Source organism: Psychrobacillus sp. FSL H8-0510, assembly GCF_038008345.1.
Classification (GTDB): domain Bacteria; phylum Bacillota; class Bacilli; order Bacillales_A; family Planococcaceae; genus Psychrobacillus; species Psychrobacillus psychrotolerans.
In genome coordinates this window covers 820,824-836,404 of sequence record NZ_JBBOYZ010000001.1, presented here as the reverse complement: position 1 = coordinate 836,404, position 15,581 = coordinate 820,824, and the positions used below count along the sequence as shown (strand labels likewise).

At 36.7% G+C, this 15,581-nt stretch carries 11 protein-coding genes; all 11 read right to left on the bottom strand.

Annotated elements, in window-relative coordinates:
• Positions 1–84: 84 nt before the first annotated feature.
• The 11 genes from MHI40_RS04065 to MHI40_RS04015 all read right to left on the bottom strand — a co-directional run bounded on the left by MHI40_RS04065 (position 85) and on the right by MHI40_RS04015 (position 15,542).
• The gene (locus MHI40_RS04065) at positions 85–1,095 is read right to left on the bottom strand and encodes an ABC transporter substrate-binding protein (RefSeq protein WP_340761630.1); all 1,011 of its coding nucleotides are present in this window, start codon (positions 1,093–1,095) and stop codon (positions 85–87) included.
• Positions 1,096–1,133: 38 nt separating this feature from the next.
• Positions 1,134–1,925, bottom strand: a complete 792-nt coding sequence (locus tag MHI40_RS04060; RefSeq protein WP_093537189.1) for an ABC transporter ATP-binding protein — start codon at positions 1,923–1,925, stop codon at positions 1,134–1,136.
• Positions 1,904–2,746, bottom strand: a complete 843-nt coding sequence (locus MHI40_RS04055; RefSeq protein ID WP_340761629.1) for an ABC transporter permease — start codon at positions 2,744–2,746, stop codon at positions 1,904–1,906. Before MHI40_RS04055 ends, MHI40_RS04060 begins: the two co-directional genes overlap by 22 nt.
• Before the next feature lie 432 nt (positions 2,747–3,178).
• On the bottom strand, positions 3,179–6,808 hold the full coding sequence (locus MHI40_RS04050; RefSeq protein ID WP_340761628.1) for a S8 family serine peptidase: 3,630 nt from the start codon (positions 6,806–6,808) through the stop codon (positions 3,179–3,181).
• 320 nt (positions 6,809–7,128) lie between these two features.
• Positions 7,129–7,995 carry an STAS domain-containing protein gene (locus tag MHI40_RS04045; protein WP_340761627.1) on the bottom strand — a complete coding sequence of 289 codons (867 nt, stop codon included), beginning with the start codon at positions 7,993–7,995 and terminating at the stop codon, positions 7,129–7,131.
• 97 nt (positions 7,996–8,092) lie between these two features.
• Positions 8,093–8,962: a Gfo/Idh/MocA family oxidoreductase gene (locus MHI40_RS04040; RefSeq protein WP_340761626.1), complete on the bottom strand. Its 870-nt coding sequence runs from the start codon at positions 8,960–8,962 to the stop codon at positions 8,093–8,095.
• Positions 8,959–10,281 carry a hypothetical protein gene (locus tag MHI40_RS04035; protein ID WP_340761625.1) on the bottom strand — a complete coding sequence of 441 codons (1,323 nt, stop codon included), beginning with the start codon at positions 10,279–10,281 and terminating at the stop codon, positions 8,959–8,961. Before MHI40_RS04035 ends, MHI40_RS04040 begins: the two co-directional genes overlap by 4 nt.
• A gap of 63 nt (positions 10,282–10,344) precedes the next feature.
• On the bottom strand, positions 10,345–11,400 hold the full coding sequence (locus tag MHI40_RS04030; RefSeq protein ID WP_340761624.1) for a dihydrodipicolinate synthase family protein: 1,056 nt from the start codon (positions 11,398–11,400) through the stop codon (positions 10,345–10,347).
• The gene (locus MHI40_RS04025) at positions 11,401–12,417 is read right to left on the bottom strand and encodes an NAD-dependent epimerase/dehydratase family protein (protein WP_340761623.1); all 1,017 of its coding nucleotides are present in this window, start codon (positions 12,415–12,417) and stop codon (positions 11,401–11,403) included. It lies immediately after the preceding gene.
• 18 nt (positions 12,418–12,435) lie between these two features.
• Positions 12,436–13,680 (bottom strand): Nramp family divalent metal transporter, encoded by a 1,245-nt coding sequence (locus MHI40_RS04020; RefSeq protein ID WP_340761622.1) that lies wholly within the window; start codon positions 13,678–13,680, stop codon positions 12,436–12,438.
• Positions 13,681–13,922: 242 nt separating this feature from the next.
• Positions 13,923–15,542, bottom strand: coding sequence for an extracellular solute-binding protein (locus tag MHI40_RS04015; protein WP_340761621.1), 1,620 nt, complete (start codon positions 15,540–15,542; stop codon positions 13,923–13,925).
• Between the last annotated feature and the right edge of the window lie 39 nt (positions 15,543–15,581).

The window sequence follows — 15,581 nt, the reverse complement described above, 5'->3', positions numbered from 1 at the left end:
AAAAGGTTATCTTTGATAAGGGATAACCTTTCGTAATATTCTTTCAGATAATTCTAACTTAATTAATCTTCTAAATATATAACTTTATTTTGCAGCATCTTTCATAATATTAAATAATACATATTCTTCTACTGGTCTCATCTCTTCTTCTTTTAATCTTCCAGCATCCTTAAAGTTTTCTTGTTGTTTTTTATAGTATGCTTCTAAAGTGCCATCTTCGATCATTGTCATCAATTGATCTTGAGTGATCCATTCCCCGTCTCCAGTTTGTTGTACTACAGCATCTGGATCGACAGCAATTTCTTCTGCAACCCACTTCGCTACCTCTTCCAAATTATCCACTCGATAATCCATACCTTTGTATAACCCTTTAGTAAATCTCACCAATACATCCTCATTCTTTTCGGCGTAACCCGGTTTTACTAACCATGATGCAATGGATGGAAATTGGTCAGCGTATCTAGCGTTATTCGAAAGCATGACGGCATCGTCACCCATTTCGTTTTTAATCGCATTCGTATTTGGAGACCAAGTAGCAACTGCATCTACACTCCCGGAAATCATCGCTGTTACTATAGCTGACGCATCCATATTCATCAATGTCACATCATCTTTTGTTAAACCTACTTCTGCAAGCGTTAAATCTAAAATTGTTTCACTTGAGGTCCCCGTTGCTACTGCAATTGTTTTTCCTTTTAAATCGTCAATAGTTTTTACACCCTTTTCAGAACTACCAATAACTTCATCAGCATTTCCTAACTGAGAAAATGCGAATATCTCCGCTTCTCCTTGAATAGGTAGTACATGTGCACCAGGTCCGATATATCCTACATCAATGCTTCCAGATTCCAAAGCTGCAATAATTGTAGGTCCGTCTGCAAATTCAACAAGCTCAATTTCTATCCCTTGCTCTTCGAAGGCACCGATCTGCATACCAGCAACTACCGTATTTAAGCTTGCATAGTTGGGCATATATGCTACTTTAACTTTGTCTGCTTCCTTGCCCTCTGCCTCACTAGTTCCTTCATCTTCCGAGCACCCCGCTAACATAAAGCCGAATAGTGCAATAGCTATAATGCTTAAAAACTTCCTCATCTTCTTTCCTCCCTATGTTTAGAAATAGTGGTGTATCCTTATTTCCTAACCTCTAAATACTCTTTGTATACTTGACTCCAAATATAATTCTTTGCCTCTAAAAACTCAGGTGTAATTTTCGTTTCCTGACTACGAGGATATGGAATATTTATATCTACTACTTCTTTAATACGCCCAGGTCTTGCGCTCATAATAATTACTCGTTGCCCTAAAATAATCGCCTCATCTACATCATGAGTTATAAAAAAGCAGGTTTTTTGTTCTTTTTCCCATGTATGTAGAAGCTCTTCCTGTAACTGTGTTCGAGTTTGAGCATCTAAAGCACCAAATGGTTCATCCATTAATAGAACACTTGGATTCGCTGCATATGCTCTAGCTATTGCAACTCGTTGCTTCATACCACCAGATAACTCTTTTGGATAAGAATTTACAAAGTCTTCTAAATCCACCATTCGAATATATTTCATGGCTATTTCGTCTGCTTTTTCTTTTTTCATACCTTGCAGGCTTAATCCAAATTTCACATTCCCCAACACCGTTAACCATGGAAATAGCGCATACTGCTGAAAAACTACTCCTCTTTCAGTTCCTGTATCCATTATTTCTTGATCATCACAGAAAACTTTTCCAGAAGTTGTCTTTTCTAATCCCGCAATAATATTAAGCAAAGTTGACTTCCCACAACCAGACGGCCCTACAACTGTAATAAATTCATTTTCATAAATATCGAGACTAACACCATTTAAAGCAATCACCTCGCCATTCTGCGAGTTGTATACTTTCCGTACATTATCAATCTTTAACTTTACTACTCTCTCTTCTCCTGCCATCCTGTTAATCTCCTTTCAAGCAGTTTCACTAAACGTTCAAATATTAATCCAATTACACCAATGACTATAATGTAAAGTAGCATCGGGCTCGCCTCGAAAGTATTATTTAATGCCCTTATTCTCATTCCAAGTCCTGCACTTGCCCCTGTAGACTCAGCTGCGATTAAAGAAGTTAACCCTATTGCTGTTCCAAGACGAATTGCAGTCATAATAAAAGGGAGCGAAGCTGGAGCAATGACCTTCAAGAATATATCTTTATCCTTTGCTCCAAGCACTCTCGCTGCCTTGATCAAAGTTGGATCAATATTACGTACCCCTTGGTAAATTGTAATAGACATTGTCAAAAATGTAGCAATTGTTATGACAATAATCTGTGGAGTGCGTCCAACCCCAGCCGATATAACGACCAACGGAACATACGCTAAAGGGGGGATATTCCGAACAAACTGTATCCAAGGTTCAATTATAAAACGAATAGGACGATACCATGCCATCAGTACAGCTACCGGTAAAGAAATAACAAACCCAATTAAGAACCCAACCAAAACAGATATTAAACTGCTTGCAATGTCACTCCAAAATACTCCCCGTTGCATCATTGTTACAACAGACTCTGAAACATAGAAAATATTCGGAAAACTTCTAGAAGTATTCGGTATTATAGACAGGATGGTCCAAATGACAATCGCGACAACTAGTGATATTAGAACCCACAAGTTACTAGGAATTTTTTCAACCCAATTCGATTTAGTCATTGGTGTTTTTTTTACATTTGATTTATTTTTCGTTTTTAATGTTTGATTTATTACTATTTTAACCACCCTCTTCATTTCGGTTATTTATTATTACTAATGCTATCACCCTACCCTATTATTAAATAGTATGAATTTTCTTACTACCTTTTGTAAGCGATTTCATATCAACTTAAAAGCTCATCTCAATAACTTTCTCGGAAACAACTTACGTGGACACGGATAAATATTATAAAAATAAACCCATGCAAAAAAACAAATAAAGGCTAGTAGTCTGTCTAAAGGAAAAACGAATACTATTGCTTAATAATCCCTGATGTTCCCTGTGCATCAAACTATTCTGACAATTAACTATCTCTTCTCATCAAAGTGGTATAGATGCTTCTATAAAGACAGAAGTTAGTCCTAAATACAGCAATTTATGAATTGTTTGCTACACAGGGACAAAAAAATGCCCTACTCAACATTTCTATCGAGTAGGGCTGCTTCTTTTAGTGTTTTTTACTTATTATTACCCTTTCCCGGGTTTACTACAGTCACATCGAATGTTAGCGTATGCTTACCATATGTTACGGTAACTGTTGTTTCACCAGGGCCTTTACCTTTTACAACTCCAGCATTTACGGAAGCCACATTATTTTTTTCAACTTTGTATGATGCAAGATTCGTTACGTCTTTTTCTGTTGTCTTACCATCTACAGTTGTAACTTCTGTAATTTTCACTTTTACTTCCTTGCCAGGTCTAGTTTCTACCTGATCTTGGTCGATAGTTAGTGTTACTACAGGTTCAACAACGACAGGTGCTTTTACTGTAATATTTACAGTAACTTCATTTTTACCATATGAAACAGTAATTGTTGTCGTACCTTCAGCCACTGCAGTTACTACTCCATTTTTAACTGTAGCGATACTTTCGTCTGCTACGACATAAGTTGCTTCTGTTGTTACATCTTTATCAGTTGCATCACCTTCTACAGGTGTAGATGTTTCTATCACAGTTAGTTGAGATGTTTCTCCAGCTGTTAAGTCTAGCGTGGTTGGGTTAACAGAAAGAGTTATTACTGGTTCTACTATTTCTTTTTCATAAATTAATGCTTCGCCCACATTTCCTGCAGCATCCTTAACGATTACTTTTACTGAATCTGTTTCAGCTGTTACTGGGAATGTAAAGCTACCGTCTTGGTTCAAGTTAAACGCTACTGGTGCAGTTGCTTCACCATTGACAGTAGTAATATAGGAAGCTTTTAATTTCTCATTTAAATTATAATCTAATCCATACAAATATAGTTCTTCATTATAATCGATATATTTGTCTGTTACTTGACCAGTTGCAACGCCTTCAGTTACTGTTCCAGCAACTTCTGGTTTTGTTGTTTTCACGATAACTGGTCCAACATAATCTTGCACAACTCCAGAAGCTGCAACACCAGTGAAGTCTATAGTGTATAAGCCATCAGGAATAGTAGTTGCTGGATCTGTGCCCCACGGTTTATATTGTCCTGCAATATTCAGGTTATAAGATCCTTTTGCTAGTGCGGAACCTGAATGTAAGTAACCAATATAGCCATCCCCGTATTCCCCACCTTCAGGATTCATAATATCCCAAAGTTCGATATAGTTTGTTGTTACGTCACCAGTTAATGTAAACGAAAGAACTGCGAAATCCTGAACTCCGTCACCATTAAAGGATAAATCTGTTGTTGAAATTTTGTAGTCTTTTAATTGTGTTGCCTCTGCTCCACCAAAGTCAGCCGCAAATGGCAAGGAAACTTCTGAATTACCACCGTTAATATGGATATATCCTAGTATTTCAGAACCATTTGGTGCAGTTGCTTTAGAAGCTGTCAATGTAACTTTTAACACTTGCTCTCCAGCAAGATTGAATGTCGGTTTGTCTATCGTCACTTTTGCGTCACCAAATGACTTGGTTACATCTACTGAGACGTTATAGTTTCCACCTTTACCAGCAATATCTTTCACTAAAATCTCTTTTGTGACGGAAATATTACCATCTTTCAATGATTGAGGACCGAAAGTAACTGTTCCTTTCACGTTATCCACAATAGCTCCATTGCTATCTAATACAGCCGTATCTAATGCATACGCAAGAATTTCTGGATGTGCCGCTGCATACGCATTTACACGACCTGCACCTTGAGCAAATACATCATACTTATTTGTATCCAATATTTTAGCAGTATTGGAAAGCGCTACTTTTACATCAAAAGCATTCCAATCAGGATTTGCTTGTTTTACAAGCGCAGCAATACCTGCGATATGCGGTGTTGCCATAGAAGTTCCTGTTTTACGATCATATGCTTCGTCGTAAACAGCTTCAGGGAAATCTTTTTTGTACATTGGAATAGTAGACATAATATTTGTTCCAGGTGCGCTTACATCTGGTTTAATATCAAAGTTTGGTGTAGATGGTCCACGTGAACTAGAATCGTTTACATCGTCACCAAGTGTTTTTGTGGATGCAAACTGACCAAAGCTAACTTTACCTGTTCCTTTTGCTAATTCCGCACGGATTGCCATTCCATCCGTATAAGACATATCAAATGTCGGAATGAAGGCAAATGAATCTCCAAGGAATGTACCAGACGCATTTGGTGCACCCGATCCTGTCGCTGAGTTATGAATAATTGTAGCAACTGCTCCTTGCGCTCTTGCATTTTCAATTTTATCGACAAATGCGATAGAACCACGAGCAATCAAAGCTACTTTCCCTTTTACATCAATTCCTTCAAAATCTTTTACTTCCCCTAGCCCAGGTATTTCAATTAGGTCAAACTCACCTTGTAGTTGTGTTGCTAAATTTTGCCCAAATGTTGTGCCCATTAATTGTAGTTGTTTCGTTAAGTTATAATCTCCAACCGTAAGATTTACTTGTCCGTTATACATTGTTTCAGGATTCGTTGTGTTACCCACTGCAATCCCTAAACGTGCAGTAGCCGGAGTTCCCATTGTTCCACGATTTGGACCAGAGTTACCAGTTGCAATTACTCCAATAGTACCAGCAATCATGGCGTTATTAATCGCAAATGAACCTGCATCCGTTTCAGAGTTAGCTCCACCACCAAGTGATAGATTAATAACATCCATCTCTTCTATTACAGCTGTTTCAATTGCTTTAACTATTCCTGAAGTTGCTCCGCTTCCATAAGCCCCAAGTACACGGTAAGCGTATAAATCTACTTTAGGTGCAATCCCTTTTATACCGAATTCGTTTGCACCAATTGCTGCAATCGTTCCCGCTACATGTGTACCATGTGATGTATAAAATGAACTTCCCGTTGTATTAAATTCAGGTGTTCCCGCTGGGCGTTCCGAAGGTAATGTCTCGGAAGCATCATCATCTGCACGATTTTTCGCATAAGTAGATGAATTTGGAATGAAGTTCTTCCCACCTTTATAAATACCAGCAAACTCAGGATGATCCGCATCAATACCTGTATCAAGTACCGCTACTTTAACCCCTTGTCCTTCAATTCCTTCATCCCATAGCTGTTCAATGCCTAGGAAGGAAACACTTGTATTCATTTGTGCTTCTAATGTTTCATCTTTTATAAGTTCAGAAGATTTAGTCGTATTTTCTTCTGATGCATAAACAGTAGCATCTGGTTCGATTAACGTAATTCCTTCTACAGTTAATAATTTCGGAATGTCACTTGCTTTAACTGTTGCTGCAAATCCGTTCAATACTGTATCAAACGTATATCCTTGCTTTAATTGAACCTGTTTAACAGTTAGTTCTTTTTTCACTTTTGCTTGTTGAGCTTTTACATTTGCACGGACCTGATTTGCGCGCGCATTTGAGAATTTGTTGCCTTTCACTTGGCTAATTCCTTGTTCTAGTGCTACAGGCTTCTCGGATAAATGAATAATTACTGCAACATCTTGATTGCCTGACACATTTTGTAAACTTTCATGAAGGGTTGGGCCATCTTTAGATAAGCTCAATTGTTCCGCTATAGCAGCCTTCAGTTGAATAGTACTTTCACTTTGACCATTCTGCTTGAATGGTTTAACTTCTTCAGCACTAGCATTTGAGAATGGAACCAATAGAGATAAAACCATAATCACAGCTAGCATGCTACTAAAGAACTTCGTAAACTTAAACTTCTTCAAATCTCATTTCCCCTTTAACTTGAGTTTTCACACTTCCAATTAAGTGTGACAATACCAATTTATCACAATTAAACTAGTACGAATACCGAAATTTCTAATTATTCAAAAGATTGTAAAATAGTATTAGTTTACTCAATATAGTGCATATCTTTTGAACCTAATTCAAAATTATATATTAGTAGATTGTACTAATATAATTGGTGTAAATTAAGAAATATTTTAATACTTAAATCCTGTTAATTTTTTATTCAGAATTGTTTGCTGCACAGGGACATAAAAAAACATTTACAGACCTCTCCTGTAAATGTTTTTTTAAACTTCTATTTTTTACTAGTTTCACTAGTAGTATAAACTCCAGTCCTTAACAAGGCTTGCTTTAATGAACTAAAAGTAGAAATATTCCCGAAATTGACTCCAAGTTGAATCGAAGTCTGCGCCACTTCAGGTCGAATACCAGATAAGACAGTCTTAATGCCAAGCAATTGAAGTACATCTATTAAACGGAATAATTCATTTGCTACCATTGTATCCATAAACGTGACAGATGAAATATCTATGAAAAGTTTGTCTATATTCATTTCCACACATGTATTAGGGACACTTTCCAATAATAACCTGCTCCGAAATGTATCGATATCCCCTACAATAGGTAAAACTCCGACACTCTCTAAAATTGGTATGACCGGTACACTAAGTTCATTTATCAACGCTTGTTGGGCATTCAATCTATTGTTAGATAGATAGTAATACCTTTCCGAAAAACTGTGAATAAGTTGATCGAATGCGGTATTAAACAAGCGACTCCACTTCAACACAACGGTATTGACCAAATCATCATGATGCGCAAATGCAAAGTTCTCCACAAATAGCCATATTGTTTCACGCGTTTTATTTAGCGCCTTTATGACGTCATGGATCGGAATATTATGTTCAATTCTACTTTGGGCTACTGTTTCAGCCCATATTAAAAGTTGCTCCTGAAAGCCATGTTCTTCCTCCAAAAAAGCATAAGCTACGGTGCTAATTGTTAATGCATGCTGTTCTTTTAAAACTTTGTCTATTTCGGGATTCAAATTATTAGAATAAAAAGGGCTGTCAAAATCACATTTTGCGGTAAACCATTTGGTTGTAATATTACTTGAATTTACAAGAATGTATTCATAAAGTTCGCGATCAATCGATGCCATTTTATCTACCTACTTTCTACATTACCACCATCTACCATTTAGTATAAACGTTTAGAGTGTAATGGACTATACCTAAAGTAAGTATATTTAAAAACATTCAGAATTGTTTGCTACACAGGGATGAAATCTCCTCGAGTAACCCAACAATCTCCTTCGTCTCCTCAATGGGTACCGTGGATACCCCAGTTTCAAAAAAATGTATGACTTGTTCGATTAGCCCTGCGTAATACGGTTTCTCCTCTTCCCATAAACGTAAGGAATGAACATTTTCTTTGGTATGCAGAGTTGCTCCAAATCGATTATGCCACTCGTTTTCTCCTCGAATGATGGCGTGTTTTCCGTTAGAAAATGTCATGTGAATTTGTTCGCAATCCTTATATGTCTCTACTTTCATTTTTTCAACTTCGGTACCAAATATAGTGACAACCATTTCAACTAAGTGAATCCCATACCAAAAGTATCCTGGCATTTGTTCTTGACGAGGCGTCGGTCCAAAAAAATAGCCACTCTGGATATCTGCACTTTTTGCTTGTACAACTGATTCTGAAAATCTCAAAGAGGAGGAACTCATAACAGGGGTATTATAGATTTTACTAAGATTGATTAATTCTTTCATTTCCCCACTGTTCATGACAATCGGTTTATCGATGAATACTGGTTTACTATAACTAACCACTTTTTTAAACCATTCTAAATGATTTCTACCATCTACTGTTCCGATAATTACTGCATCAACGACCGTCATGAACTCTTCTACATCTTCGACAGGAATAACTCCGTAATTATTGGTGATAATTCTATAGTAATTAGGAAACCGTTCCCGACTGATGCGTAAGTCTTCGGAGTAAGTTGGAATAACATGTGTTATTTGAGCACCTTTTACATGATGAGCGTCCACCGAATCGTTTAACAATCGCGTGAAAATCTCACTATGGGATGTATCCAAACCTATTAAACCTATTTTCATAATCTCTCTTCCTCACTTTTTAGTAGAGTGAAAACTTGCCGTGGTCTACCTCTTCTCGATATTTTCTCTGTACCAATCACTTCTATTAAAGATATATCTAGCCAAGATTGAACAATTCTATGCGCGCTTCTTGGCGTAATTCCTAATACCGAAGCGAGCTCATGAGCGGTAAATTCATTTTTCTTTTTTCTTCGTATTAACGCCATCGTCTTTTCAATGTTTGCTGCATTCAAACCAACTGCCTCTGATTGTTGTATTAATAGTTGATCGGTAACTGTTAATGGATATTTCATAGGGGCTATTAAGTTAATTGGTCCAAACACACTTTTATCCTCATTCACGATATAACAGCTATTACCTCCGTTTTCTTGAGCTTGCATAAGTGCAACTCTTGCATGAGATCCAGCTTCTAATGCAGAAAAGCCGAAGCCTACTCCAATTGAAAGGGTGACACCTATTTTTTTCTTTAACTCATCTAAAATTGGCAATACTTTATAACCTTCAGTGACTCTTTCAAATATTCCCCGGCTTGTAACAAACAAGTATTCATTACTACTTAATGCCGTCAAATAACCGCTCATTTGCTCGGCAAAATGGAGGAGCATTCGGTATGTAGTATGGTTTCGTTTTTGAATTTGTTGCTCGGTCATAAATTCTGATGCTAACATAGTCAAGTTTTCTATACAAATTCGCCCCACTATAATTTGCATTTCTTTTTGTTTTCGCTGAGTAGTCCCTAATAGCATTCGTTCGATAGCGACAATAATATCTTCTTCAGAGGGCTTTAACCATTCATTTACAATATTATTACTTGTCAAACGTTCACTTACTAATCTTAAGCTTGTAATTACAGCCGTACTAGAATCCTTTTCTACATTCTCCATATGAAAGTTAACAATATCCTCTATGTTGTCTAGGGAAACTAAGTCACTATAATTGTCATAACTAAACGTTTCTTCTAAATTTTTTTTTACAATTTCAATATAATCATTTTGAATTCCGTCAAAGCTTATTTGAGTAAAATTCATATTACTTTTCAATTTATACAACGATTGGTATAAACCTGCTCCTTTTAAGGGTATATAAAATGTTGGAATTTCCACTGATACTTTTTCTTTTGCTAACAAGTATGGAATTCGTCCGGAGTAAAATAAACAATCCACTTTGTCCTCTAGTTCAACAGTGAACTTTTTAGCATTCTCTATTTCATCAGACAAACGAAATATCGGCTGAATGGTTGGAAAAAGCCCAAAACAACGTACTAATGTGTCATAAATCCATAATGGACCAATCACTCCTACTTTTAAATGTGTTTTCATTCCCCTTCCTCCATTCCACCACGAAAAGACACATAATTAGCAATGTGTCCTTTCCGTTGTTCATTATTCTTTATCATTACGAAGAAAATCCTGTACAAAAACATCATCATTTAACTGTGGATACGTTGCATAAACACGGTCGATTTCTTTTGCTTGACCTGGACTTAAAACTTCATGGTCAGTTAGACACCAATTTCCTTGTAGAAGACCTTGTCTGTTCAGCACATCATTGATCCCAGCAATACTCCCTTTGAAACTATTTTTAGAATCAAAGAATGCTGAATTCGCATCTGTGACATTTTGTGCAATAGAAAACCAGTGCTTATCTATTTGACTATGAAGCCTAGCTTCTTTTACTTTCTCAAAAAGCTTCACAGCTTCATGAGTCCAGACCGACCAATGACCTAGGAGACCACCAACTATGCTTTTACTCTCCTTCCTACCATCTACTTCAAATTGATACATTGTCAATAAATCCAAAACAATATTATCGTCATTTCCAGTGTAAAGTGCAATTTCATCTCTTCTAGGAGAAGCACACACAGCTCTAATTACATCCATTGTTAAATACCTATCAAAAGGCGCCATTTTAATAGCTACTACGTTCTTAATACTTGCAAATTCCTCCCAGAACTTATAACTGAAGATTCTTCCTCCAACAGCTGGTTGTAAGTAAAAACCAAACACTGGCAACTCATTTGCAACAACTTTCGTTCGATCAATAAGTTCCTTTTCCGAATAATCTTGTAACCCACCGTTGCTTAAAAGTACCATATCGTAGCCTAACGCTTTAGCTATTTTCGTTTCTTTTAAAGCCTGCTCCGTATTACCACAAGCACCTGCTATTTTCAGGAATGGACGCTGTAACTGTGCTTTTTCAATTTCCTCCATCGCCAACCGTAAAACAATTTCGTACAAATTAAACTGTGGATCTCTAATTTCAAATTGAGTTGTATGAACACCTACTGCAATTCCACCTACACCAGCCTCCATATAATATCTAGTCAATCTTCTTTGGGCATATTCATCTAATTGTTTCTCCCTTGTCAAGGCTAAAGGATGAGCTGGGATAAAGGCTCCATCTTGTAAATGCTTTTGTAATTCTGGTGTTAAAGACATTTAGAATTGCCCCTTCCGTTCCTGAAAGTGCGTCGGTTTATTAATCGTTTCTCCATCGTTGGCTACCCACGTTGCTGTCCACTCAATCATCTCTCTTATGGAGACACGCGGATATCCAAATTCCTTATGTGCTTTACTGGCATTATTTAATAATGCATTTTCTTGTTCTACTCCTTCAAAAACCGGAGTTTTTCCTAGCAACGTTCCAAATTCATTTGCAAGCCATCGAACTGATAACGTTTCTGGTCCCGTTACATTTAGAATATTAGGAGGAGAGCTAGCTCTTAACAATGATCTAATTGCATATTCATTTGCATCACCTTGCCAAATAACATTAACATGACCCATCGATAAGTCCAAAGGAATTCCGTTATATACAGAACGAGCTATTTCTAGTAATACGCCATATCTCATATCAATTGCATAATTTAATCTAAAAACAGTTAGTGGCGTATTATCTTTATGAGAGAAGTAAGTAAACACTCTTTCTCTCCCAAGAGAGGATTGACCATACTCTCCAACTGGAGCAACCTCATGCAGTTCATCACAGCCACCTTGTGAAAGTGGTACCAGTGGATAAACATTTCCAGTAGAGAAAGCCACAATATTTGCTCCTTTAAAGTGCTCTGCTACTCTACCAGGCAAATATGTATTCATTGCCCAAGTAAAGTGTTCATTTCCAGTTGTCCCGAATTTATTGCCTGCCATATAAATGATATTTTTCTCTTTCGGAAGAAGTTTCAATTGCTCATCGTTTAATAAATCTGTGGAAATTGTTTCAATTCCGGCTTTTTCTAAATCTTCTTTTAAGGTGCCATTGGAAAATCGAGATACACCAATCACTTTTTTGTCTACTCCAGCTTTATCAATCGCTCTTTTAGCCATAATAGCTAATGTCGGTCCCATTTTGCCTCCAATACCTAATATCAAAATATTCCCGTCTATTTTACGCATATCCTCTACCAGTGCATCCGATGGCTCGGTCATTAAGTTTTCTAGTTCTTCGACTGTTTTCAACTGAAACCCTCCTGTTCATTAAGAGAAAAAGATATTCTTCAAATTATTAAATGCTAAATAAATTAGAACGAGTATTCCGATAATTCCTAGGATATTACTTAATAGTTTATTTTTAAGTTCCCCCATAATATTTTTATCATTAGCCACTACTAAAATAGCAATTGCGATAAAAGGTACAACAAATATGGTGACGGCTTGTGCAAATACAATTAAATTTAATGGAGCAGAGCCAAATACTATACCAATAATAGAACCGAAGAGCATCACGACAATAATGAGGAGCTTCACTTTCAAATTCGATAAGCTGCTTCCTAAACCAAGGCCATCAGCAAGTAAGGATCCACCAATTGTGGCATTTCCCATGAGGGAAGAAAAAGAAGCGCCAAACAATCCGAGCATAAATACGAAAGTAGACCAGCTCCCGAAAAGTGGCTCTAACGCCAGACCCATTTCACTTGCATCATTCACAACAAGTCCTTGAGGCTTTAAAATTGTAGCGGCTGTAATCATTATTAGAAAAGATATAAAACCTAATAGAAAGATTCCTAAAAACGATTCCTTTCGACCATTTGCAGCATCTGTAATTTTCCAGCCTTTCTCTTTAACTAAGTAAGATTGATATAAGGCACCTACTATAGAAAAACTTGTAGCAAACAAAGCAATGACTAACCCCATACTACCTTCAGGTAACACTGGTATAAATCCTTTAAATATATCAACAATAGATGGTTGGACTACTATTACAGTGATTAAAAATGCTAGCAACATAATCACTACCAATACAAGCATCATTTTTTCAAGAATTTGATAAAACTGTTTTGCAAATAACAGCGCAATGGATATTAAAGTAAAGATAATAATCCAAATTGTAGGATTCATATCAGTTACTGCTGATACAGCGATACCTGTACCGATTGCATTACCAGCCTGAAAGGAAGCCGTAACTAGAAATGCCCCGATCCCAATTAGTATGCCTGCAGGTAACCCCCACTTTTTCTTAATTGTTTGTATGAAACTATGCTCAGCAGCTAAACCTATTCGAGTACTCATTTCTGTATACACCATCATTAAAGCAATGGCTAAAATAATCGTCCAAACCAATTGCATGCCATATATAGCACCGATTTTCGATGAAAGCGTAACACTTCCGGGACCTAAAACTAATGCAGAAGTTATTAAAGCCGGCCCAAGATAACTAAATATACTTTTCTTTTTAATATTCTCGTCACCCCTTGTTGAGACTGATTCCCCTTGAACTACCAAACCAATTCCTCCCTCGCTAATTTTCTGAATACTCTATTATTATATTAACTTATGAGTAGAATTTATGACATGTCTTTAATATGTCTTTAAATAGGGAGGAAGAATTCTCTAATAACTCTTTTCTAATGGACTATGAATATATTAGAAAAACTCCGCATGTAAAGGTATCAGCAGTGCTAACTTACAAAGACAAAAATAAAAATAGCCTATTCGCATGTGCGAACAGGCTATATTCTTATTACTTACTTCCATTCTCTTTCTGTATAACCTTTTGACTTAATTCCTTCGTTTGTCTCTTTAATGATTGCTTCGCCACCTTTTGCTAAATATTCTTTAACAAGTGCGTCCCAGTCTGATAATGGTCTTTGGCCAGCAATCATTTTCGATTGTTCATTGATTAAGAATTGAAATAGATCTGTACCCTTTTCTTGGTTTGTTGGGGATTGCACTCCATGAGAAGGATCCACATATAAATCTGTCGTTTCAAACATTTCTTGTAATGATGCGGTCATCTCTTTCAATTCTGGTAATGTATAGCTATCTGCATAGGTAATTTTCGCATCCTCAGGCACCTGTTCTCTGTTATCTAGGAAATAAGTTGACGGAGAAAGTCCTTCAGAAGAGAATGTTGGAACTTGAACAGGTAATCCATTTTCCATATTATAACCTGTTCCTTCTTTACCTAAATAGAAATCAAAGTCCGCATTTTGTGGATTTTTTTCCTCAGCTGGGAAATATGTTTTCCCAAAGTCTACTAACTCTAATGCACGGTATATTTTACCCTCATCTTTAGCAAGATTAGCATTTAAAGCAAGAATACCTGAGTTACCTGAACCCATTGTAAATCCTTTCGATTTGTCAGGTGCTTCAAATGGTGGAATTGCTACAAGCTTTGCATCCGGATTAATAGCTAATAATCCATCAAAGTATTCCTGTGACATTCCTGAAACACCGGCAACGAAAATTCCTGCTTTACCAGAGTAAAACTCATTATTAGTACTAGCCCAATCAAGTACTGCAAAGTCTTTTGTCATCGCGCCTTCTTTATACAAATTAGCAAAAAATTGAACTAAATCTTTTCTTCCATCCGAAATGATACCAGGGATAAAATCACCATCATCATTTTGGTGGTACCAAGAATTGAAGTCCCAGTAAGTTCCCATATTAAAACTTGGGTTAATATTTTCTCCAATAGCTACCCCATACGTATCGTCCTTACCATTCCCATCTGGATCTTCTTTTGTAAATGCGATGGCAATTTTCTCTAACTCTTCGTAATTTGTTGGAACTTCCATTCCTAATTTATCTAACCAGTCTTGACGAATAATTGGCGTTACAGGATATGGATTAGAATAACGTGGAATGCCGTAAATCTTTCCATCTACTTTAAAAGAATTATAAATATAGTCTGGAATGTTTCCTAACGTAGCATAATGTGATAAATAGTCATCTAAAGGTAGAAATGCTCCATCTTCTGCCCACTGATAAAAACGGGTATCGCCAGCTTGAAATCCAATTAAATCTGGCATAGCGCCTGATGCTACAATGGCAGATGATTTTTCCACATAATCACCTTGAGGGATAATCTCTGGTTTATAATCTACGTTAAATCGCTCATTTATCATATCTAAACCAGGACTTTTTAAGGGAGGTGGATCACCAAAACGGAATGTCATCCCCGTAATTGTATAGTTCTCTGAATGATCAAATGGATCCATTTGTGTAACTGGTGCTTTTTCTCCTGCTGTTTCATTTCCTTCGTCCACAGTGGCTTTTTCATCTGTTTTTTCATCCGTACATGCAACTAACATAAAACTTAGGAAAAGAAGTAGAAAGCTAATTATTTTGTGCTTTTTCTTCACATTAACCCCTCCAATTATCTTATTGTAAGGCTTCGTAAA